At 41.6% G+C, this 25,597-nt stretch carries 7 protein-coding genes; 3 read left to right on the top strand and 4 right to left on the bottom strand.

Translation table 11 applies throughout. The features are described 5' to 3' along the window. Window positions 1–37: 37 nt before the first annotated feature. From ACM5QX_RS16480 to ACM5QX_RS16465, 4 genes are all read right to left on the bottom strand, one after another. Window positions 38–4,288, bottom strand: a complete 4,251-nt coding sequence (locus ACM5QX_RS16480) for a beta-ketoacyl synthase N-terminal-like domain-containing protein (protein ID WP_414754484.1) — start codon at window positions 4,286–4,288, stop codon at window positions 38–40. A 136-nt stretch (window positions 4,289–4,424) separates the two neighbouring features. Beyond that, window positions 4,425–14,384 (bottom strand): amino acid adenylation domain-containing protein, encoded by a 9,960-nt coding sequence (locus ACM5QX_RS16475; protein ID WP_414754483.1) that lies wholly within the window; start codon window positions 14,382–14,384, stop codon window positions 4,425–4,427. Between the two features lie 2 nt (window positions 14,385–14,386). Continuing rightward, the gene (locus ACM5QX_RS16470) at window positions 14,387–17,821 is read right to left on the bottom strand and encodes an amino acid adenylation domain-containing protein (protein ID WP_414754482.1); all 3,435 of its coding nucleotides are present in this window, start codon (window positions 17,819–17,821) and stop codon (window positions 14,387–14,389) included. A 112-nt stretch (window positions 17,822–17,933) separates the two neighbouring features. Continuing rightward, the gene (locus tag ACM5QX_RS16465; protein ID WP_414754481.1) at window positions 17,934–22,172 is read right to left on the bottom strand and encodes an SDR family NAD(P)-dependent oxidoreductase; all 4,239 of its coding nucleotides are present in this window, start codon (window positions 22,170–22,172) and stop codon (window positions 17,934–17,936) included. A 329-nt stretch (window positions 22,173–22,501) separates the two neighbouring features. Between ACM5QX_RS16465 and ACM5QX_RS16460 the strand changes: the two genes are divergently transcribed. From ACM5QX_RS16460 to ACM5QX_RS16450, 3 genes are all read left to right on the top strand, one after another. Next, entirely contained in the window at window positions 22,502–23,677 is a 1,176-nt protein-coding gene (locus ACM5QX_RS16460) for a sigma-70 family RNA polymerase sigma factor (protein WP_414754480.1), read from the top strand. 125 nt (window positions 23,678–23,802) lie between these two features. Then, a complete protein-coding gene (locus ACM5QX_RS16455) occupies window positions 23,803–24,966 on the top strand; it encodes a DUF1822 family protein (RefSeq protein ID WP_414754479.1) in 1,164 nt (387 codons plus the stop codon). Window positions 24,967–25,037: 71 nt separating this feature from the next. Beyond that, window positions 25,038–25,505, top strand: coding sequence for a DUF4870 domain-containing protein (locus tag ACM5QX_RS16450; RefSeq protein ID WP_041456096.1), 468 nt, complete (start codon window positions 25,038–25,040; stop codon window positions 25,503–25,505). The last annotated feature ends 92 nt before the right edge of the window (window positions 25,506–25,597 follow it).

The raw sequence follows: 25,597 nt of genomic DNA, 5'->3' as shown, positions 1-25,597 counted from the left end.
CACTCCAGCTAATTCGTAATTTAAAATTATTTTTTACTCAAATTGCTATTTCTTCTCTATCAAATGCACCCAAATTAGTATCTGGTTCTAGTGGTTTCCCTAGCTTTGGTGCTATTTCCGCTATCGTGGGGGATGCAAATAAACTTGCCACAGTTAAGCGCATAGCAAAAATATTGCGTAGTCTTGAGAGAATTTGAACAGCTATGAGAGAATCACCACCAAGTTCAAAAAAATCATCATGGATTCCCACCTGATTAATTCCCAATAATTCTTGCCAAATATCGGCAATCTTTTGTTCAATTTCATCACGGGGAGCTATATATGAATTGGCTAAATTAGGTCTTGAATGTAGAGTAGATAATTTTTCTGGCTGCAAGCTATCCGGCTTTGTTGGTAATGAAATATTTGATTTAGTCTTAGTCTCTTGCTGTCCAGATTTGCTGCTAAATGCAGTTGACACAGCAGCTTGAGCCATAATAATTTGATGCTCAAATGCTTCAGTTTCAGGAAACGCAGCAACTTGAACAAAATCTTGAGCTTGTAGTGCTGCAAACCACTGGTCTTTGATAATAAAAGGCTGACCTGGGTCGCGTCTTTGATCATCTAAAGGTTTCAATAGCAAACCCCAACTAATATCAAAATCGATTTTAGGTTGAGTTATTTCCCACACTAAAAGGAAACCCCCAGGAGCTAATAAAGAGCGTACATGATGCAGGGTCTTATCGATATTCTGAGTTGCGTGGAGAACATTAGTAGCTATGATGACATCAAAGCTGTACTGCTCAAATCCTTGCTCAATTGGGGAATTATCCATATCTAATAATCGATATTCAACAAATGGATATTCCTGAAACTTTTGTTGGGCTTGAGTCAAAAAGCCGCTACCAATATCAGTAAAAGTATAGTTGGTTTGTTGAGGCGGCAATAAAGGTAATAATGCTTGTGTAGATACACCAGTACCCGCACCAATTTCTAGAACCCTCAAATGAACAGATGATGGTAAAGACTTGACTACCTGTTCCAAGCTTGAGCGCAAGATAGAGTTGTAGTAATTAATTAAGGGAGATTCTGAATATGAACCTTTGTTTTCTTTTTGGTAAACTAATTCATTGAAAATCTCTAATGGTTCCTGTTCATCAGTGACAATAGCAGCTAAATTTTCTCCACATTTCTGAACTAAATCTAAATCTACTAAAGATGAAGCCGCAAACCTCGCTCTAACTTCGGCTAAATGTTCATCAATATAATCTTGTGAGCATGACACTAACCCAGTAAATAAACCCTTCTGTTGTTGTAATTGACCTTGTTCTATTAATATTTGCAACCATCTAGAAAACAATTGTTGATAGCGGGGAGAAATATGATATTGCTCCCAAAAATTCTCCAAAGAATACTTCTCTTGGGGATGATGAAAAGCACCTAATTGTCTAAGTGCAGTGTTGATGTAGGCTGTACATAAACTATCCAACCATTGTTTGTTTTCCTGATAGGTGGACTCGTTAAGTTCGGCATTTCTCACACTTGCTTGCTTTTGACCTGCTTGTGTCAGCAAATTCCACAATTGTGATGTTGGCGGTAAGGTTTGCAACTGTCCCCAAGCTGCTTTTTCTGGGGGGTCAATCCAATAACGTTCTCGTTCAAAAGGATAAGTAGGTAAGGGAAGACGATAATATTCATCTTGACTATAAAATCCCCACCAATCTACCTTGACCCCTGCTAACCAGAGTTGACCAAATGTGTTGAATAAAACCCGAATATCGGATTGCTTTTCTTGTGGATGGCATACTGAAGTTAAGACTGTTTGTGTAGCTATTTTACTGGGATTTCTTTTCACTAAAGTAGTTAGTGTGTGTCCCGGCCCTACCTCTAATAAAACCTGCTCTGGTGTTGCTAATAATTTTTCTACACCTTGGGCAAACAACACCGGAGAACGCAGATGTTGAGCGTAATACTCAGGATTGGTGGCTTGGGTAACTGTAATCCAAATACCAGTCAAGTTAGAGATGTAGGGAAGCTTGGGAGGATTTAAAGTCACTTGTTTGACTCGCTCTGCAAATCCCTCTAAGATGGGTTCCATCATTTGAGAGTGGAAGGCATGGGATGTATGCAGACGGCGACATTCAACACCTTGAGCAGCTAGCTGATTTTGTAGAGTATTTATAGCTGTTATGGAACCAGAAACTACACATTGCGATCGCACATTAATCGCCGCAACAGCAAGTTCTGTACCTAACAGAGATTGTACCTGATCGGCGGGTAAAGGAATAGAAAGCATTGCCCCGGTGGGGAGTTGCTGCATCATCTGTCCCCGTGCTGCTACCAAAGATAAGGCATCTTCCAGGGAAAAAACCTCTGCTAAGGTTGCGGCTACATACTCACCAATACTGTGACCGATGGCAGCCTGTGGTTTTACTCCCCATGACTGCCATAATTGAGCTAAAGCGTACTCAATGACAAAAATAGCAGGTTGAGCAATTCCTGTTTGTTGTAGTTGCTTGGATGCTGCATCAATCTTGTCGTCACTGGGATAAATAATGTGGCGTAAATCTAATCCTAGTAAGGGTTTAAGAAATTCCGAGCAGTAATCAACTTGTTCTTTAAATACTGCCTCAGTTTCATAAATTTCCCGCCCCATGTTCACATACTGAGAACCTTGACCAGGAAACATAAAGACCACAGGCCGTTCTGTAATCTCTGTATAGTTAGTAAATACTTGTTTTGACTCTAGACCTTTAACAGCATCTTCTAAGTCTTGACAAATCAACATCCGTCGATAATTAAAACCCCGACGACCACTATTGAGGGTATAAGCCACATCACCCAAGTTAACTTCCGGATGCTCTTTTAAATAAGTAATTAAATTACCCGTCGCCTTCTCCAACGCACTCCCAGTCTTAGCCGACAAACACAACAATAAGTATTTATTTTTAACTTTTGACTTTTGACTTTTGCCTTGAATTGGTGCTTCTTCCAAAATCACATGAGCATTAGTACCCCCCATACCAAAGGAACTAACCCCAGCACGGCGAGGAGTGTTATTTGTTTCCCATTCCTTGAGGGTTGTATTCACATAAAAAGGACTGTTGGCAAAATCGATTTGGGGATTAGGTGTCTCGAAGTGCAAACTAGGAGGCAGCATTTTATATTGCAGTGCTAATACAGTTTTAATCAAACCTGCCACACCTGCGGCTGTATCTAAATGTCCTAAATTGGTTTTGAGCGAACCAATAGCACAGAAACCTTTTTTATCGGTAGTTTGATTAAAAGCTTGAGTTAAAGCAGCAACTTCAATGGGGTCGCCCAAAGGTGTAGCTGTACCATGAGCTTCGATGTAGGAAATTGTTTCCGCATCTACACCAGCGATAGCTTGAGCCTCACCAATAACTGCGGCTTGTCCACTTACACTAGGTGCTGTGTAACCAACTTTGATTGCCCCATCATTATTGATAGCTGAACCTTTAATGATTGCACAGATGTGGTCGCGATCGCTGATTGCGTCCTTTAATCTTTTCAAAACCACAATCCCCGCACCGCTACCAGCAATTGTTCCTTGTGCTTGAGCATCAAAAGCGCGACAGTGTCCATCAGGGGAAAGAATCATGCCCTCTTGATGTAAATAGCCTACTTTTTGAGGAATACTGAGAGTTACACCACCTGCCAAAGCCATGTCACACTCACCATTGAGGAGACTTTGACAAGCTATATGAATAGCAACCAAAGAAGTAGAACAGGCTGTCTGTACATTGACGGCGGGGCCAGTCAAGTTAAGCTTATATGCAGCTCTTGTGGGTAAAAAATCTTTATCGTTGGAGAATCCTAATTGGATAGGGTCAATTGTTGCTAGTAATTGATGATGAGAATAGAGGTTATTGAGAAAATATCTATTCATCCCCACACCACCATAAACTCCTATCAAACCATGATAAGTTTGTGGGTCATAACCAGCTTTTTCTACAGCCTCCCAAGCTAATTCTAAAAATAAGCGTTGTTGAGGATCTATTAACTCAGCTTCTTTGGCACTATAAGCAAAGAAATTAGCATCGAATAATTCAATATCTGAGAGTACACTACTGGCTTTTACATAATGAGGATTATTCAATAAATCTGGAGAAACGCCAGAATTGAGTAATTCTTCATCTGTTAGCCAGGAAATAGACTCTACACCATCTCGTAAATTCTGCCAAAATGATGCAATATCTTTCGCGCCCGGAAATCTCCCCGCGACAGCAATAATGGCGATTTCAGAATTATTAAATTCGTGATTTTCATACCCTGAATCTATGGTCATATAGCGGTTCCTAAGCAAGTGAAGTACAGATGAGATTGATTGTTTTTAACCTCAGTGAAAAGTTTTGTAGGAGGGTTAGCCCGACCTAGAAAACTTTTCAAGAGAGAGGGGTGCGGAGATTGGTAAATGCTATGTTCTATGTTTTTCTCTGAGCGCGATGTTGTTGTCTGGATTGTAATTGTCTGTTCTTTAAGTCTTTGATTTCGCTATGGGATTGAGGGCGAGAATTGTTTTGTTGTGTAACTGTATTTTTTTTGTGAATATTAGTGTTTAAATGTTGACTTAGGCTGTGTACTGTCGGGTAATTAAACATATCAATTATTGACAGTTCTAAGCCAAATTCTTCTTGTAACTGCTGGTTGATTTTTACCAGTAGTAACGAATGACCTCCTAGCTCGAAGAAGTTATTGTAAATTCCCACTTTTTCTACTCCTAATACTTGCTGCCAAATCCCCGCAATTATCGTTTCTAGTTCTGTATTGGGTGTGACATAATCTGATAACTTTTGGTGTAAATTTGGGTCGGGTAAAGCACGACGGTCTACTTTACCATTAGGTGTTAAAGGTAAGGATGGCAATATCACAAAAGTAGCCGGAACCATATACCCAGGCAGTTTATCAGCAAGGAACTGACGCATTTCTCCTGTTGTGAGTGTCACGTCTTTTTGCGGCACTACGTAAGCGACTAAACTCTTATTTCCTGGGGTTTCTTCACGAGCGATGACACAACATATCTGTACATCATCATGTTGACTCAGTAATGCTTCGATTTCTCCTAATTCGATGCGGAAACCCCGAATTTTTACTTGATGGTCAATGCGTCCTAAGTATTCAATGTTACCGTTCGATAAATAACGCGCCAAATCCCCAGTTTTATATAATTTTGACTTTTCAAAAGGATGAGTAATAAACTTTTCCTGTGTTAGTTCGGGACGGTTGAGGTAGCCTCTGGCTAGTCCCACACCACCGATGTGTAACTCTCCTGGCACACCTATAGGTACTGGTTGTAAATTTTCATCTAATATGTAAATTTGTGTATTAGCGATCGCACGACCAATAGATATTTTCTCGTTATTATGGCATTGTGCGTTCGCCTTCGGCGTGGCTTTGCCAATCGTGGCACAGACTGTAGCTTCCGTTGGCCCGTAGGCGTTGAAGAAGTTTCTACCAGCCGACCATTGTCTAACTAATTCAGCAGCACAAGCCTCTCCAGCGACAATGATTGTTTGCAGTTTTGGCAATTCCGACACAGGCATAACGGCTAAAGCCGATGGTGGTAGGGTGATGTGGGTAATAGAATAATCACGTAATCGCTCAATTAAGGGCTTCCCTGGTAATAAAGCGTCTTTTGTTGCCAGATACAGCCTCCCACCTGACATTAAAGCCATGACAACTTCCCAAATAGCAGCATCAAAACTGAAGGAAGCAAACTGGAGGATACGACTATCTGAAGTCAAGCCAAAGGTTTGCATCTGAGCTTGAGCTAAGTTGCATAGTCCCTTATGCTCAACCATGACACCCTTTGGTCTACCTGTGGAACCAGAGGTGTATATCAAATTCGCTAAATGACAGGCTTTGACTTTACTAGTTGGGTTATCTTGACTGTTTTGGGCAATTTGTTCCCAGGTTTCATCTAAACAAACCAATTTTGCTTGATATTGAGGCAACCTCTCGATTAAATGTTGTTGAGTCACCAACACGGCAACCTGAGAATCTTCTAACATCAAGGTCAAGCGTTCAGGGGGATACTCTGGGTCAAGTGGCAAATATGCCCCACCCGCTTTGAGAATCCCCAACAGTCCAACCACCATCTCTAAAGAACGTTCTACGCAAATACCCACCAGCACATCTGGTTTGACACCCAATGAGCGCAAGTAATGAGCCAACTGGTTAGCACGACAATTTAATTGATGATAGGTCAGTTGTTGATTGCCAAACACTACAGCAACAGCATCGGGGGTGCGCTCTACCTGCTCCTCAAACAACTGATGGATACATTTATCAGCAGGATAATCTGTTTGAGTATTGTTCCATTCCACAAGTAACTGCTGTTGTTCAACAGTTGTCAGGATTGGCAATTGTGAAATTGGCTGTTGGGGGTTAGCAATCACACCTTCCAGCAAGGTGACAAAATGACCAGTCATGCGCTCAATGGTACTAGCATCAAACAAATCAGTGTTGTACTCCCACACTCCTACCAGCCCAGTAGCAGTGTTCTGCATAATCAAAGTTAAATCAAACTTGGTGGTAGTACTTTTTACCTTGATGGGATTTGCGGTGATTCCAGTTAACTCCAGTTGAGATATAGGAGCATTTTGGAGGACAAACATCACCTGAAACAGTGGTGTATGGCTAAGATTTCGTTCTGGTTGCAATGCTTCCACCAGCATTTCAAACGGTATATGCTGATGAGCATAAGCTCCTAACGCCACTTCTCGGACACGAGTTAGCAATTCACTAAAACTGGGATTCCCTGCCAAATTAGAACGTAAAACTAATGTATTGACAAAAAAGCCAATTAACCCTTCTATCTCAGAGCGATCGCGGTTAGCAATTGGTGTCCCCACCAAAATATCTGATTGTCCCGTGTAGCGATAAAGCAAGGTATCATAAGCTGCCAACAGCGTCATAAATAGAGTACAACCTTGCTCCTGGCTCAGTTTGATCAATCTATCAGTTAACTCACCAGAAAGGACAAACTCTTGATATGCCCCAGAGAAAGTCTGCACAGCAGGTCTAGGTCGGTCTATAGGCAGAGACAACAAGCTTGGTGCATTTGCCAATTGTTGTTGCCAGTAACTCAGTTGCCTTTGTAATACATCGCCTTGCAACCAGTCTCTCTGCCAAATTGCAAAATCTGCGTATTGAATTGGCAGTGGTGCTAAAGATGACAGATGACCTTGAGAATAAGTATCATACAGCGCTGCTAGTTCTTGAAAAAACACACCTATAGACCAGCCATCAAAAACAATGTGATGTATGCAAACTAATAGAGCGTGTTCTGTCTCAGATAGTAAAACTAATGTTGCCCTGACCAATGGTTGTTTTGCCAGGTCAAAAGGTTGTTGTGCTTGTTGTTGCGCCAAGTCCTTTAAAGCACTTTCTTGCTCAGTTGTAGATAAATGCCACAAATCCACAACTGATACTATTCCCAGTCCCCAATCCCCATTACCCCTTATCCCCAGAGGGGACCCCACCTTCCCCAATCCCCTAATAACTTGAGTTGGTTCTCCATCAACTGTAATGACATTAGTACGCAAGGCTTCATGACGACCAATAACTTCTTGTAAGCTTTGTTCTAAAGCAGTCCGATTCAGGGTTCCAGCCAGACGCAGAGCTATGGGTATGTTGTAGAAAGAGCTATTGGGGTTTAATTTATCTAAAAACCATAGCCGTGTTTGGGCATAAGACAGGGGTAACTCTGTATTCCTCGTCCTTGGTAAAATGGCTGATGCTGTTAGTTCTAAGTCCTGTTGTTGCAACTGTTGAATATTTTGGGACAACTCCGCAACCGTTGGTGCAGCAAATAAACTCCGCAATGGTAGTTCTATGTTCCAGGTAGTACGTATGCGGGAAATCAGTTGGGTTGCCAGTAAGGAATGTCCCCCAAGTTCAAAAAAGTTATCATATATTCCCACTTGCTCTAATTTCAGCACTTGCGCCCAAATCCCTGCGAGCATTTCTTCTGTTGGGTTCCGTGGAGCAACATATTTGTCTGATAATTGGCTGTGTAAATCAGGTGCGGGTAAAGCACGGCGGTCTAGTTTACCGTTGGGGGAAAGGGGTAGAGCATCCAAGATAACTATGGCACTTGGCATCATATACTCCGGTAATTTTTCCTTGAGGAAGTCCCGTACTTCCCTCACCGAGAGTATCTGCTGTTTTTCTGGGACAACGTAAGCGACTAGGCGTTTATTGCCAGGTGTATCTTCACGGACAACCACACAAGATGCTTGCATATCCCCATATTGGCTCAGTACTGCTTCCACCTCACCCAACTCAATACGGAAACCGCGAATTTTCACTTGATTATCAATGCGTCCTAAAGATTCAATGTTACCGTCAGGTAAATAACGCGCTAAATCTCCGGTTTTATATAATTTTTTCCCTTCTACTTTCTCAAAAGGATGAGGAATAAATTTTTCCTGGGTTAACTCATAACGGTTAAAGTAGCCTTGGGCTAAAAGCACACCAGCAATATACACTTCTCCTGGCACACCAACGGGTACAGGTTGTAAGAACTTGTCCAGAATATAAATTTGTGCGTTGGCAATAGGGCGACCAATGGGAGGAAGCACAGGCCAAGTCTCTACTGCATCACTCAAAGTAAAACTGGTGGCTAAATGGCTTTCTGATGGCCCGTATTGATTGTGCAATGTACAATCAGTTAGTTTATGGAACCACTGAGAAATGGCAGGGGTAATCTGCAACTGTTCCCCAGCCGTAATGATTTCCCGCAAATGACTATTCACAAAGCCATTACTAACAGCAACTTCCGCCAATTGCTGTAAGGCCACAAAGGGGAGGAAGATTCTTTCTATGGCTTTTTCTTGAAGAAAATCTAGCAAAGCTGGTGTATCTCTGCGTAGTTCCTCCGTAATTAAGAACAATGTGCCGCCAGAACACCAGGTGGTGAATATTTCTTGGAAGGAAACATCAAAGCTAATGGAAGCAAATTGTAGGGTTTTAGCTCCACGGGCAATTTTCAAATTATCTCGATGCCACAAGATATGATTGCCAAGGGCAAGCTGATTCATCGCTATACCCTTGGGTTGACCTGTAGAACCAGAAGTATAAATTAAATAAGCTAAGTTATTCGTTTGTACAGTACAGATGAGATTTTCCTGACTGTTGTGAGTAATCAGTCGAGCATCAGTATCCAAACAAATCAGCTTGGCTTGATGCTGGGGTAATCTGTCAACAAGTGACTGCTGTGTTAACAAAACTGAAACTTGAGCATCTTCTAAAATAAAGCTCAAACGCTCAGGGGGATACTCTGGGTCAAGGGGTACATAAGCAGCACCAGCTTTAAGAATCCCCAATAGTCCAATGACCATCTCTAAAGAACGTTCTACACAAAGCCCCACCAGCACATCCGCTCCCACACCCAAAGATTGCAAGTAATGGGCTAATTGGTTAGCATGACCATTCAATTGCTGATAGGTTAGTTGTTGATTTCCCCACTCCACAGCCACAGCATTAGGTGTACGCTCTACTTGTTCCTCAAATAATTGATAGATGCACTTATCTAATGGGTAATCCACTTGAGTATCGTTCCACTCGACCAGTAACTTTTGTTTTTCTGGCGGTGTTAGCAGTGGTAATTGTGCGATTGGCTGTTCTGGGTTAGCAACAATACCTGTCAGCAAAGTCACAAAATGACCAGTCATTCGCTCAATGGTACTAGCATCAAACAAATCAGTGTTGTATTCCCACAGCCCTATCAATCCAGAAGCTGTGTTCTGCATGATTAAGGTTAAATCAAACCTAGCATTTGCCCCTTTCATCGGGAATGGACTGACAGTTAGCCCAGTCAATTCTACTTGTGATGTAGGGGCATTCTGAAGGACAAACATCACTTGAAAAAGTGGTGTATGACTCAGGTCGCGTTCTGGCTGTAATGCTTCTACCAACATTTCAAAAGGTAAATGCTGATGAGAGTATGCCTCCATTGCCATTTCCCGCACACGAGTCAGCAACTCACAAAAACTGGGATTGCCTGCAAAATTAGAACGCATGACTAAGGTATTGACAAAAAAGCCAATTAACCCTTCTATCTCAGAGCGATCGCGGTTAGCAATTGGCGAACCCACCAAAATATCTTCTTGTCCTGTGTAGCGATAAAGCAGGGTATCATAAGCTGCTAACAGCGTCATAAACAAAGTACAACCTTGCTCTTGACTGAGTTTTACCAATCCATCAGTTAACTCGGCTGACAGTGCAAACTCTTGATATGCTCCGTTGTCGGTCTGCACAGCAGGTCTGGGTCGGTCAGTTGGTAACGACAACAAAGCTGGTGCGTCTTTTAGTTGTTGTTCCCAGTAACTCAGTTGTCTTTGTAATACATCTCCTTGCAACCATTGTCTTTGCCAAATGGTGAAATCTGCGTACTGGACAGGTAGTGGTGCTAAAGGTGTTCGCGTAGCGTCTCGCAGAGAAGTTTGACCATGAGAATAAGCATTATATAGTGCGGCTAATTCTTGGATAAACACACCTATCGACCAACCGTCAGACACAATATGGTGCATACACAGTAACAACACCTGTTCTGTCTCGGACAAGACAACTAATGTCACCCTGACTAATGCTTGTGTTGCCAAGTTAAAGGGTTGAATAGCTTGTTGTTTGGCTAATTGCTGTGTGGCAATTTCCTTTTCAGTTGTGGATAAATGCTGCAAATCCACAACTGATACTATCCCCAGTCCCCAGTCCCCAGCCCCCAATCCCCTAATAACTTGCGTTGGTTGTCCATCAACTGCGATGAAATTGCTGCGTAAGGCTTCGTGACGAGCAATTATTTCTTGTAAGCTTTGTTCTAAGGCGGATCTATTCAGTGTTCCAACTAGACGCAAAGCTGTAGGAATGTTGTAGAAAGCACTATTGGGGTTGAACTGGTCTAAAAACCACAAACGCTGTTGAGCAAAGGACAGTGGTAATTCTGCATTGTTTAGCCTGGGGACAATGGGTGCTGTAGAAAGTTCTAAGTCTTGTTGCTGTAATTGCCCAATTGATTGAGCTAATTCGGCAACTGTGGCATTTGCAAACAACTCACGCAATGGTAGTTCCACCTTGAAAACATTACGGATGCGTGAAACTAGTTGCGTTGCCAGTAGGGAGTGTCCCCCCAGTTCAAAGAAGTTATCATGTATGCCTACTTGCTCAACTTTCAGGACTTGCGCCCAGATTTGTACCAGCATCTCCTCGATGGGAGTGCGTGGAGCAACGTATTTTTCTAGTTGTGTGCTGTCTAAGTCTGGTTTCGGTAACGCACGACGGTCTAATTTACCGTTGGGAGTCAGAGGTAAAGACTCCAGCAACACAAAAGCACTGGGAACCATGTACTCTGGTAGGGTTGCCTTGATAAATTGTCGTAGTTCACTGATTGTGGGTGTACAGTCTGGATGTGCTACTACGTAGGCGACTAAGCGTTTATCACTGGGATGATCTTCGCGGATGATGACACAAGCTGCTTGCACATCACCATGTTGGTTCAGTATTGCTTCAATTTCGCCTAACTCAATGCGGAAACCGCGTATTTTTACTTGGCTATCAATACGTCCTAAGTATTCAATATTGCCATCGGGTAGATATCGAGCTAAGTCTCCTGTTTTGTAAAGGCGAGAATTGGGGTCAGAACTAAAAGGGTTAGAAATAAATTTCTCTTGTGTCAATTGTGGGCGGTTAAGGTAGCCTTGTGCTAACCCCAAACCACCAATATGAAGTTCTCCAGCTACACCTATAGGAACTGGTTGTAAGTACGAGTCTAAAATGTAGATTTGTGTGTTTGCTATGGGTTGCCCAATAGGCACTGTTCTCAGATGAGTATCTGGTTGACATTGCCAGTAAGTAACATCAATTGCCGCTTCTGTAGGCCCGTAGAGATTGTGCAGTTCGCAGTCTAGGCGATGGAAAAAGCGTTCTTGGAGTTCTAAAGGCAGAGCTTCACCACTACAGATAACTCGTTTTAAACTACGGCAACTTCTTAAATTTTGTTCTTCTAAGAAAACCTGGAGCATAGAAGGAACAAAATGCAGTGTAGTAACCTGCTCCTCTGAAATCAAGTTGACCAAGTAAGCACTATCTTTATGTCCACCGGGTTTAGCCACAACTAAACGCGCTCCAGTCATTAACGGCCAGAAAAACTCCCAAACTGAAACATCAAAGCTAAAAGGGGTTTTCTGTAAAATGCAGTCGGCTGGTGTTAATTGATAAGCTTGCTGCATCCACAATAAACGATTGCAAATCCCCAAGTGGGTGTTCATGGCTCCTTTGGGTTTGCCGGTAGAACCAGAAGTATAAATCACGTAAGCCAAGTTACTGTACTGCACGCCAGCAACAGAATTTTCTTGGCTCGACAGAGAAATATATTGCCAGTCAGTATCTAAACAGACAACTTGCCCTGGATGTTGAGGCAACTTTTTGAGGAGTTGTTGTTGTGTTAGCAGTACTGGAGCTTGAGCATCTTCCAGCATGAAAGTCAAGCGGTCTTGAGGATAATCTGGGTCGAGTGGTAAATATGCCCCACCCGCCTTGAGAATCCCCAATAGTCCAACCACCATCTCTAAAGAACGTTCTACACAAATACCCACCAACACATCTGGTTTTACACCCAATGAGCGCAAGTGATGAGCCAACTGATTAGCACGATTGTTCAACTGCTGATAAGTCAGTTTTTGCCCTTCAAAAACAACTGCTACTGCATCTGGGGTACGTTCAACTTGCTCTTCAAACAACTGATGGATAAATTTATCCTGGGGATAATCTACTTGAGTGTTGTTCCATTCCACCAACAGTTGATGATGTTCTGCTGGACTCAATATTGGTAATTCTGCAATTGGCGCTTTGGGATTGGCAACAATCGCTTGTAGTAAAGTTTGAAAATGTTGGGCTATGCGAGCAATTGTCGCTGCATCAAATAAATCAGTACTGTAAGACCATACACCCTCTAAACCTCCTGACACTTCCCAGTAGTTAACTTCCAGGTCAAATTTTACTGTTTCATCTATTGGTAAGGAGATGTTCTCAATAGTTACACCAGGTAAATTCCAAGTCTCCTGTGAGGCATTCTGGAGAGAAAACATCACCTGTACCAGGGGATTACGGCTCAAATCTCTCTCTGGCTGGAGCTTTTCCACCAACATATCAAAGGGCAAATCCTGGTGGGTGTATGCTGACAAGGTTGTTTGCCGCACTTGCGCTAAGAAGTCGGCAAAGCTGGGGTTGCCAGAAAGATCACCCCTTAACGCTAAGGTGTTAGCAAAAAACCCCATTAACTGCTTGACTTGGGGGCTGTTGCGGTTGGCAATGGGAGAGCCAACGACAATATCTGATTGACCACTATAACGATGAAGTAATACTAAAAAAGCAGACAGTAGAGTCATAAACAGCGTTGCGTCTGACTCTTGGCTCAACTGCTTGAGGCTTTGTGTGACGTTGTGGTCTAGTGAAAAACGCTCAACTGCACCCCGGAAGGTCTGAACTGGCGGTCTTGGTTTATCAGTAGGCAGTTCTAGTACCCCAGGAACACCTGTTAATTGTTTCTGCCAGTAAGTCAGTTGCTTATCCAGAACTTCCCCTGTCAACCATTGGCGTTGCCAAAAGGCAAAGTCAGCATATTGGATGGGTAATTCTGGTAGTGGGTTGGGCAATCCTTGAGTGAAAGCTGTATATAGCTGAGATAACTCACCAAAGAAGATGTTTAAAGACCAGCCATCATAGATGATGTGGTGCATCTTCAACAGCAGTATATACTTCTGATTACTTAGTTGCAGTAGAGTGAATTGTACTAACGGCCCAACAGCTAAATCGAAGGGCTGGGATGCTTGATAATTGGCTATTTGACGAATTCGGTTAGTTTGCTCCTCAGCTGACAACCCCTGCAAATCATCAAATGGCAAAGCTAAGGCAGTCGGGGCAGCAATTACCTGGATAGGTTTTCCGTCTACTGCGGGAAAAGTTGTTCTTAATATTTCGTGGCGGCGAACAATTTCCCTCAGGCTTTGTTCCAACGCCACTATATTCAGCGACCCATTTAGTTGCTGAATTAGGAGCATATTATAAGAACGACTATCGGGGGAGATCTGGTGCAGAAACCAGAGGCGCTGCTGTGCAGAAGATAGGGGTAGCTCACCATCCCGTGACACTGGTTGAATCGACAACTGATGAGCAGCTTTCACCTGCTTTGCTTGCTGTAAAAATAGAATAATTTCTGTTTTACGAGCAGCTATTTCCTGACGTAGGGTTGGAGTTAATACCCCTTCAGGTGCATGACAACGCAAGCGAACCTCTTCTAGAGGCGCTCCACTAACGCCATCAATTTCTATTTCAATCTTCAAGCTTGTCAGGTGACGGACGAATTCAACAGTGCTGTTAGTCATTCTCAAAACTCCACTACCTCGCTACTGACTTCTTTATTTGATAAATTTTGGGTTACTAAATTCACTACTTCTATATAGGCTGCTATCCCAGCTACAGTAGGAGACTCAAACATGATCTGTATAGATAAATCCAATCCAAAGGCTGAGTTAATCTGTGACAGGACTTGGGTAGCTAGCAGGGAATGACCACCAAGCTCAAAGAAGTTGTCTTTAATGCCAATGGGTTCAACGCCTAAGACTTCACTCCAGATTTGTGCCAGTTGAGCTTCAATGGGAGTCTGGGGTAAAACAGTTCCATTTGATAGATTTTTAGTGGCTATATCAGGTGTTGGTAGAGCGCGACGGTCTACCTTGCCATTGGGTGTCAAGGGTAAGGCATGGAGGAGAACAAAAGCTTGTGGCATCATGTAATTGGGTAGCTTTTGTTGAATAAATTCGCGTACTTGCGGCACTAGCTTCTGATTATCATGAGTGTAGTCATCAAGAGCAGGAACTAAATAAGCTACTAGACGTTTGTCACCAGGGGAGTCCTCTCTTACTACCACAACACTTTCTTTTAATAAGGGGTGTTGACTCAAAACGGTTTCGATTTCTCCCAATTCGATACGAAAGCCGCGAATCTTCACCTGATGATCTATCCGACCAAGAAATTCAATATTGCCATCACTCAGGTAACGTGCTTTATCTCCCGTTTTGTAGAGACATGAATAGGAATCAGAACTAAAGGCGTTAGGAATAAATTTCTTTTTTGTTAACTCTGGTCGGTTGAGATATTCTCTTGCTAAACCATCACCCCCAATGTAAATTTCTCCTGGTACACCAACGCCCACTGGTTGCAGTTGGGAATCTAGCAAATAAATTTGCGTGTTGGCAATTGGTCGCCCGATGGGAATGGTTGTAGCGTCTTCGGGAACATCCTGTACTAAGTACCAGGAAGTAAATGTGGTATTCTCTGTTGGCCCATAAACGTGGAGTAGTTGCTGGGGCGCACCATTGTTTAGTACTTCTCTGACCCATTTAACATCAACAGCCTCGCCGCCAAATAGAAGATACCGCAGTGAATTGAAAGCAGAGGGGACTGCTTGAGCAATTTGATTGAACAAGGCAGTTGTTAAGAATAATACGCTGATACCTTGCGATCGCATAAAAGTTGCAAACTGTTTGGGGGAAAGTGCCAAATCTTTGCTCACTCCTAACAACCGCGCGCCATTAAGTAAGGCTCCCCAAATTTCAAAGGTTGCAGCGTCAAAGGCGCAATTCGCCGCTTGAGCAATGACATCTGTTGGTTTGATGTTGATATAGTTTGTGTTGATCACCAAGCGGTTGACTGCTTTGTGGTCAACAGCAACTCCTTTGGGTGTCCCTGTTGAGCCTGAAGTATAGATGACATAAGCAAGATGATCGGCTGTGACTTCTACTGTGGGGTTTTGCTGACTCTCTAGAGCGATCGCCTCTAGTACGGTATCAGTATCAAAGCAGACAACACGCCCTTGATGTTGGGGCAGAGTTTCAGCTAGTTTCTGTGTTGTCAACAGCACCGATAGCTGTGTGTCTTCGATGATGAAAGCCAAACGCTCTTGAGGATATTCTGTATCCAAAGGCACATAAGCCCCGCCTGCCTTGAGAATTGCCAACAACCCAACAATCATAAATACAGAACGTTCAACACAAATACCCACCAGTACACCTGGTTTCACACCTAGTTTTTGCAAATAATGTGCTAATTGATTTGCTTGTGTATTCAACTGGTGATATGTGAGTTGTTGTTCTCCATATACTACGGCGATCGCATCAGGAGTTTTTTGGACTTGGGCAACAAATAAATGATGGATACATTGATTACGGGGATAATCAGTATCAGTGTTGTTCCACTGTATTAATAATTGCTGTTTTTCTTGTGCTGTGAGTAGGGGTAATTGATTGACTGATTGTTGTGGGTTAGTGACAATAGTTGCCAACAAATTCTGGAAGTGTTTCATCATACGGGCGATCGTTGCCCCATCAAATAAATCGCTGCTGTAATAGCAAATCCCCTCAAGACCTTGGGGAACTTCCCAGAAATGAACTTCTAAGTCAAACCTTACTGCATCAAGCTCCCAAGGCATTTCCTCGACCTTCAAATTGAGTAGATCCCAAGAATTTTTCGGAGCGTTCTGAAGCGCAAACATCACTTGCACCAGTGGGCTACGATCTAGGCTTCGCTCAAGGTGTAACTCTTCGATTAACATCTCGAAGGGCAAATCCTGATTCTCATAAGCGTCTTGAGTAACCTGTTTTACCTGCTCTAGTAAAGTATTAAAGGTCTGTTCTGGGGACAGATCAAATCTCAATGCCAAAGTATTGACAAAAAGTCCAATTAACCCTTCAATTTCTTGACGGTTGCGATTGGCAATTGGAGAACCAACAACCAGATCCCTTTGCCCACTGTAGCGAGACATTAACACAACAAAACCCGCCAGCAGCGTCATAAACAACGTGCTTCCTGAACCTTGGCTGAGTTTCTGGAGTTGTTGCGTCAGCTTACCATCTATTTGAAATCGTTCTATACCCCCTCGAAAAGTCTGTATAACCGGGCGGGGATGATCTGTAGGTAGTTCTAATACAGGTGACGCTCCTGCTAACTGCTGTTTCCAGTAGCTTAACTGATGCTCTAGTGTCTGATTTGTCAGGTGATGGCGTTGCCATAAGCTATAGTCTGCATACTGCACAGGTAACTCTGGCAATACCACAGAATCCCCCTTGGCAATAGCTCGATAATAGGCAGAAAGTTCGTTTATGAAAACACCTTTTGACCAACCATCAGCAGCAATATGGTGAATAGCAAACAATAGTGCATAATCATCTTGAGAAACTCTCCAGAGCATCACCCGCAACACAGAATCATTCGCTAAATCAAATGCTTTGCAGGCTTCTTTTATTGCCAGTTCCTCGACTTGTCGCCAGGGATTTACCGTATTTTTTAGATCCACTACTGGCAATGCTAAGGTTATTTTGGGGTCTATTACTTGTACTGGCTTATTATTTTTGATTTCAAAGCGAGTACGCAAAACCTCATGACGCTGCACTATCTCCCCGATAGCTTGTTCTAAAGCTTTGATATGGAGATTTCCCTCTAGGCGCACAGCAAAAGCTATTGTATAAGCACCACTTCCAGCTTCCAACTGATGCAAAAACCACATCCTTTCTTGACTAAAAGATAAAGGTAAATGGTGATTGCGCTCAGTAGGTAAAATAGGTTCAAAAGCTAGTTTTTTTGTATTTATTGATTGTTGAAGACAGTTCAAAATTTCGTTCTTTTGCTCCATCAAATCCTGCTTGATGTTTGGAGTCATTACTCCCTTGGGCGCGCGATAACGTAGTTGGTTGTCTTCAATCCAAACTTTTATACCTAACCTGTTTAACGAAGATAAAAATGCAAATACTGTCATTTTATTCATAATCTTTTCAATATTAATAATAGAAATTATAGTTAGCCACTGCTTATTTACCAACCCATTATCTATCTACAAAATTATTTATATAAGCTTCGGCAATACGTAATCCATTACTTTATAAACATCCCTCTTCATATTCTTCTGCTATATCATTAGCAATGGCATATTCATTTTTCATTAATATCTCTATTACCTCTATATTGCTAGCTAATTCAGCTACAGTGGGTAATTTAAATAAACTCTGTAAAGACAAATCAATGGAGAAGGTATTTCGTAACCGAGAAATTACTTGCGTTCCGATAAGGGAATTTCCTCCCAATTCAAAGAAGTTGTGATGAACACTAAATACTGGTCTTCCCAAAACTTTTTCCCAAATATCAGCAATTTGTTGCTCTAACTTATTTCGGGGTGCTACATGAGTTCCTGTTTCCTGTCCAGTAAATTGTCGAATTAATTTGTTCTTATCAATTGCACCACTTTCGGTTAAGGGTATTTCTTTCAGCCTGACTAAGTTACAATTGCAGGAATTTCCAAAGCGGTCTTCCACGGTTAATTGCTGTAATTTAAAAATATCGTCACTACTATGAGTAGTAAAATAAGCAGACAATTTTTGTAAATTAAAGGCTTGAGACTGCCAACGTTGAATGTTTTGGTTGCTGCCATCCAAACCTATTAATAGATGGGTTTGCTGATGTTGTAAGCTGGCAAGCATTGAAGATATTGCTTGAAAAGAAGACATCACATAGAAACCTTTGGTGCGGATGAGATTCTTCATCTGATATCCTTGGCTCATGCCTATTTCATGCCACATACTCCAACTCAAACAATAGCTTGCTAATTCACTCTGTGAATTTTGGTGATGAGAAAAGCCGTCCAAAAAACTATTAGCCGCAGCATAAGCACCAACAGCAGTACTACCAAAAAAACCGTTTACCGAAGAAAAGTTGATAAAAATGCTGCCTTTGTTATCTTTTACCAATTGATGTAGTGTCCGAGCACCAAACACTTTAGGACGTAGTGTTGCTGCTAAGTTCTCCTGAGTTTCTTCAAGTATCATTTGCTCATGAGAAGTTCCAGCTAAATGAAGTATTCCATCAAGATTTCTACCCCATTGGGATTGGGCTTTCTCAACTATTATCTGCAACTGTTTTAAGTCACATATATCAACAGCTTCGTAAATTACTTCTCCCCCAAGCTGTGATAGTTCTTGGTAAGCTTTTTGACGTTGTGTAATAACATCTTCTTTTCCATGATGAATTAAAGGAGTTCTACCAACTAATAGGAGTCGAGCTTGGTAATATTTTAGTAAGTAACGCGCAATTTCAATTCCTATACCACCCAATCCTCCAGTTATTAAATAAGTGCCTCCGTGCTTGAAGGAAATAGGAGATTTAGGTTTGCTGGTAAAATCTACTTTTTCTAGGCGAGGAATGAAACGTTGCCCATTTCTATAAGCTACCTCTCGTTCTTTTGAGGAAACCTGCATCTCTTGTAAGAGATAAGTTCCAGTTTTCTCAACTTCAGCAAATGGCAAATCTATATGGCGACAGTTTAACCAAGGTAATTCTTGAGGAACAGTTTTTAGTAGTCCTAAGACTGGGGATTTTTCATAAGCTATGGGGTCATCTGAGGCAATAGATTGAACATAAGAAGATATAAATAGCAATTGAATAGGACTATCTACACCCTGAACTTTTGCTAAAGCTTGAACCAGGGACAATAAACTATATATTCCCTTTTCTTGTGCTGCTTCCAAAGCCTCAATACTTGTGATTTCGCCAAGATATTGGTCATAATTCCATAGATGAAGAATCTGCCCGATGGTAATATTATCGGTTGCTAGAGATTGGAGTAATAGTTGGTAGTCTTTGGCCTGCCCTGGGGTAATTGTGTAGTGTGAGTGATTGATTTTGCGAAAATCTTCACCTGGAGAAACTGTTATGTATTGCAGGTTACGCTCTGATAATATTTGACACAAGTGTGTACCCAAACCAAAAGCATCTAGAAATACCAGAGTGCAATTAATAAGGGTTAAAGAAGAATTAAAAATATTAGGATTTTTGGGCTGCCATACTTGACGGTAAAACCAATCAGGAATGGTATTGGCGTTCCCTAGTAATATATCAATTCGTTTAATAATTGATTGAAACTCACCTATATTAAAACGCTGGCTCAGTTGCGATCGCTGAATTTTTCCAATGGCAGTTTTGGGAATAATTTCTTTATCTACTGGAATCAGATAATCTGGATTTATTCCCACTTTATTAACTACAGAAAGGCGAATTTCTTTCAGCAGAGTTATTAAACTAGCATCATCAGTAATAGAAGTATGAAAAAATATAGCTAGCTTATCAGTATTATTTTCTGGTTGTCTGACTGCACAAGCGGCTGTATATGAAATTTCTACAGATTGAATTTCCTCAGCCGCAGCTTCAATTTCATGGCAGTAGTAGTTTAACCCATTAATGATAATGACATCTTTAATCCGTCCAGTAATTGTTAAACACCCTTGATTGAGAAATCCTAAATCACCTGTATTAAACCAACCATCAGAAGTAAAAACTTCTTGATTCGCCTGGAGATTTTGATAGTAACCACTGGTAACTGATGCACCTTTTACTTGTAAACGTCCAATCGTACCTTCTGTGACTATCTGTTCACTTTCATCAACAATCCGCAACCAAGCACCAGCAATTGGTTGTCCTAATTCTACAAATAAACTGTCATCTGATGAAGATTCTAGAGTGAAGCTGTCAGAGTATGTAATACCAGAAGAAGTTTCACTCATCCCAAAGGCTGGACGAATTGCATTTGTTGGTAAACCATAAGGGCGAAGCAGTTTTAAAAAATTTCTGGCTACTTTAGTGACAATGGGTTCTCCCGCATTAATCACAAAACGCATGGATGATAAATCCCACTGTTTTTGCTTAATATCGTTCGTATGATACTGGTCACTAAAGGCATCGCATATCAGCGAAAAGGCAAAGTTAGGGGCCCAACTAATCGTAGCTTGATGTTTGTCAATTAAATCCAGCCACAAAAGCGGGTTCTGGACAATCAAGTTAGTAGGTACGTGGATTTGTTGGCAACCTAAACTCACAGCCATAATACTGAGAGAAACTAGCGCACCGACGTGATCCAAAGGCATCCAGTTTAAAACACTTTCCTGGCCGGAGAAATGACCCATTGAAATTAAGCCAGTTGTCATGCTCAATAAATTATGATGATTGAGCATCACACACTTGGGTGTACCAGTGCTTCCAGAAGTCAAGAACAAAACTGTTAAATCTTCTGGCTGACTTTGATGTACATTTAAATCCGGTTCACACTCACGCAACTGATCAATAATTGCAAATTGAAAGTTTTCTAAATTCAAAGACTTGGATAACTCATCAATTTTGATAGCTAAATCAGCATTTGTTAGTACAAGCGGTTTATCCAACATCTGCCAAGTGTTTTGCAGTTTGCTGGCAATACTATTAGCTAATTCGTAGGTTGGGGCGATGGATATGGGTACTGGAACGAAGCCACCAAGCACGCAAGCCCAAAAACCACAAATGAAATCTTGATTATCTTCTAGTTGAAAAATTACTTTATCTTGGGGCTTAAGTCCTAGCTTCCTTAACCCAGATAGAATCCGTTCAGCATCTTGCCATACTTCCCGATATGATTGGGATTTTTCACTACCATCGGGTTGAATATAAATAATATTTTTAGTCGAATTTTGAGCAGCTTTTTGTAATAATTCTTTTAAAGTTTTGGGAGCATTTCCGGGCTGTGGCAGAGGTTCCCCTTGACTAATAGCTAAATTTTTTGATGAAAATGTCTCATTATTTTCTACGTTCTGTCTAGGTATAGTTGCTTGTATATTTTGCTGGTTATCTTCAAAGGCGATCGCTTCTGTTTCCCCTAGTAAGTCTTGCAAATGCACAGGAGGAATACTTGTCACCAATGGTTCAGCCACCACCGCAACACGTTCAATTGCTGACAATGACTCTAGTTGCTTCTGTGCGCGATATATTAAGTCGGAGTCAATAACTTCTAAACTAGCTAGAGTAACTTCATCTACCTGACCTGTACTTGTTAGGGGTATGGTGGAGATTGTGACTATGGCGGTAGGTACTAATTTGCTAGGTAGAGTTGCTTGCAGGTGAGACAATAATTGTTCTGGTACAAACAACCCTGATGGAACTATATAAGCAACTAATTCTGATTCTAGATTTTTTGTTTCTTTCTCTCTAACTACACAATCATCAACAGTTAAACTCGACAGAATCGCAATTTCTATATCTCTATATATAAGATTTTCACCATCTGGACTTTTTAGGTTTTGACTATAATTATTTAGCTGCATTAGCCTTTATATCCTTATTAAACTTGATTGTTTATAAGTTAAAAATTAGCTTTAATAGGAAAGCATGATCTTTGTTTATTATTCTTAAATTATTCAGTAGAAAGATACTCTCAACTTTATCAATGAAATGCAATAGCATTTAAGACAGTTAAGATAGTCAATCAGAAATTTAAGTGGACAGTTAACATAGTTCAATAGACACTTAAGACAGTTAAGACAGTTAAGAAAATCACTGGACTGGCGCAAAGGTAATCTTTGTTGCTTATAGTAAAGTTTGTGCAGGTGTCGTTTAACGCCTTCATTCTTCCTCTAGGTCGGCTTCTAGTTTTATGCAACCTCGGCAAAGCGTTACTGAAATTTTTTCGACTTTTGTGCAGTTCGATGCCGATCGCTTCAGTGGTTGGGCGACGGAATCACGATTGCGTCGTAGTATCCTCAGTTGTCTGAAGCACACGCCAAAGGAAACTTCGGAATATTTTTGGGCTTTGTATTGGTATAAGTTTTGGCAAGTTCCGGAAACTCAACCTCTGGCGAAGCAACATCTAACTGCTTATCTGCAAGAACCTTGTTATTGGATATCCCAAAAAACAGCCGCTAGTTTTGTCAGTACGCAATACAGGTTATCGGATTGTTTCCAAGTAGCGATCGCCCAAGTTGATCGAGTCCTGAAAGGTTTCGACCCCAGTCAAAGCAGTACCCTGAAAAACTACGCCAGTCTGATTTTTGGTAGTGCGATCCGCGAAACTTTACGCCAACGTCAAGAAGTCGATATCTGTACTGATTGGGGTCTGTTACGCAAAATCAGCCAAAAGCGCTTGCATGAGTCTTTACAAAACAGTGGTTTATCCTCAACGGAGATCCCTGCCTATATCCTCGCTTGGAATTGCTTTAAAACTTTGTATCTCCCCACCAAAGCGGCTAACTCTCGCCAACTGTCCCGACCAGATGATGCTACTTGGGATGCGATCGCCAAAGCTTACAATTCCCAAAGCAACCAACCAACTAACCCCCAAGATATCGAAAAGTGGTTGTTAAATGCAGCCAAAGCAGCCCGTAAGTATCTTTATCCCACCCCAGATTCTCTCAATGTCTCCAAAGGTGCGGATGATTCATTTGAGTTGCTAGATAATCTCCCTGGGACAGAACAGCCATCCCTAATTCAGGAAATTATTGCCCAAGAAGAAGAACAAGCCAGAACTTCTCAACAAACGGAAATTTATCAGGTCTTAGTTGCAGCGATCGCCAAACTTGACACGCAACTACAACAAATACTGCAACTATACTACGAGCAAAAACTCAATCAAGATGGCATTGCTCAACAATTAGACATCAAACAGTACACTGTTTCCCGGCGATTAACCAAAGCCAAGGAAACTCTACTGCGGTCTGTAGCTGGCTGGAGTCAAGACAAACTGCATATTTCCCTGACTTCAGACATACTCAAAGCTATGAGTACATTAATAGAAGACTGGTTACAGAATTACTACAATGTCTCCAAAGCATAAAAAATGCTAAAACAGTCGAAAATTAACTATTAATAAAGAATTGGAGATTTTCACGTCTGTTCGGGAAACAGCAATTTTCCCAGCTTGCCCCAAACCCAGCCAAAGAAATCCCCGGAGTAAACCCTATGACTGCTAACACCACCGTATTCACCTTTGCTGACTCGACAGACCTAATTTTAGAAATCCCTGACTCTACAACAGCAAATATTGACAGCCAGTTATTTTCTCATCCTTATTCACGTTATCAAGCTTATCTCAACGAACTTTGCCTGAGTGCAGTCTTACCGTGGTTACAGGAAGACTTTTCCACACAGGCAAAGGTGTGGCCATCCACTACAACTCTAGCCAGTCTTTGGGAACTAGTGAACGGAACCGCAGTCACAATTGACGGCAAGAGATTTATTTTGGTTCCCAGTGAAAATATTGATCACAGCGAATTACGTGTACAGCAGGAATGGGTAGATTTACCAACTTGGGCTGGGGATTATTATTTAGCAGTGCAAGTAGATGGGGAATATGTAAAAGTTTGGGGCTATTGTACCCACACGCAACTGAAGCATCAAGGTAAATATGATCCAGGCGATCGCACCTATTCGTTAGACATAACTGATATTGTTAACGATATAAGTGTGTTAGCTGTAGCGCGGGATTTATGCCCTGATGAAATTACTCGTACAGCGATCGCCCCATTACCAACCATACTCCAAGAACAAGCCCAAAATCTCATCACCCGTTTAAGCAATCCAGAAATCATTAACCCCAGGCTAGCCATCCCTTTTCAACTATGGGGTGCATTAATTGAACATGGCGGCTGGCGACAAAGCTTATATGAACGTCGTTTGGGACTACCAGAACAAAGATCCGTGCTGCAATGGTTACAAAGTGGTGTGTCTCAAATAGCACAGAATACTGGTTGGGGACGCTTGAATTTACAATTAAGTGCGGCTGGGGCTAGGAGTGTAGAAGATAGACAAACAGGTGTCACCCTATCACGTCGATTAACCATTGCTGGTCAACTATACGAACTGTTGATTACACCACAAGGTGAACCAGACGCACCTTATTGGCGTTTTGAATTACGGAATGCAGCCGTAGGCGCAGTTATTCCAGGGGGCTTTAAACTCCGACTCCTCACAGAAGACCTACAGTCATTTCCCAACAATGAAGACATCGCCACAAATGCAGTAGAACAACTCTACGTTGAAGTTGCCCTAGAGGCTGGAGAAGGCATAGTATGGGAAATTGAGCCGCTACCGGAAAATTATGACCGAGAAATTCTCAAATTTTAAGCTGTTTCGGAGCTTTTTTTATTGATAATGTGGATAAGCATTCTTTCTCAATCCACATGAGATAAAAAACCATGAGATTACAACACAACAAACAAATGCGGGTCTGGGCGATGTTGTGTCATTTCTCAGCGTTATTAGCGTGGTTACTTTTATTTTTTGTAGTATTTCTAGGCATTCCTTTATTTTTACCGTTAAATGTTTTAATCCCTTTCTTAGTCTGGAAATCCAGAAAGGTCAAATATCCCTGGGTTGATTTTCAAGGTAAAGAATCATTAAATTTTCAGATTTCTTTGACGTTCTACATCGTCTTCGTCATAGCCGTATCATTACTATTAGTTTTAGCTAGTTGTAGCGTTGCAGTCACTACTAATGGTGAAATAAATCAAGTTAGTACAGTTTTAGACAGCTTATTATTGATTTGGATGTACTTCACCATAGCCTTACTATTAATGCAACTATTTTTAGTAACTTTTGCCGCTACAAAAGCCTACAACGGTGAACATTATCGCTATCCTTTTACAGTGCGAGTTTTAAGGTAAGTCGTAGGTATTGGGTACCGGGGATTGGGGATTGGGGAGATAATCCCTCTTTTGTTACTTTAGGAAAAGAAAAATTGACAAGAGATTCAACT

Origin of the sequence: Anabaena sp. CCY 9910 (genome assembly GCF_963920875.1) — a bacterium.
In the GTDB taxonomy this organism is placed as follows: Bacteria; Cyanobacteriota; Cyanobacteriia; order Cyanobacteriales; family Nostocaceae; genus Trichormus; species Trichormus variabilis.
This window is presented reverse-complemented; position numbering and strand designations above follow the sequence as displayed.

Excerpts from the sequence above, each read along its gene's own strand:
- ACM5QX_RS16460 (WP_414754480.1), top strand. The coding sequence starts at position 22,502 with ATGCAACCTCGGCAAAGCGTTACTGAAATTTTTTCGACTTTTGTGCAG.
- ACM5QX_RS16450 (WP_041456096.1), top strand. The coding sequence starts at position 25,038 with ATGAGATTACAACACAACAAACAAATGCGGGTCTGGGCGATGTTGTGT.
- ACM5QX_RS16465 (WP_414754481.1), bottom strand. The coding sequence starts at position 22,172 with ATGCAGCTAAATAATTATAGTCAAAACCTAAAAAGTCCAGATGGTGAA.
- ACM5QX_RS16470 (WP_414754482.1), bottom strand. The coding sequence starts at position 17,821 with ATGAATAAAATGACAGTATTTGCATTTTTATCTTCGTTAAACAGGTTA.
- ACM5QX_RS16455 (WP_414754479.1), top strand. The coding sequence starts at position 23,803 with ATGACTGCTAACACCACCGTATTCACCTTTGCTGACTCGACAGACCTA.
- ACM5QX_RS16475 (WP_414754483.1), bottom strand. The coding sequence starts at position 14,384 with ATGACTAACAGCACTGTTGAATTCGTCCGTCACCTGACAAGCTTGAAG.
- ACM5QX_RS16480 (WP_414754484.1), bottom strand. The coding sequence starts at position 4,288 with ATGACCATAGATTCAGGGTATGAAAATCACGAATTTAATAATTCTGAA.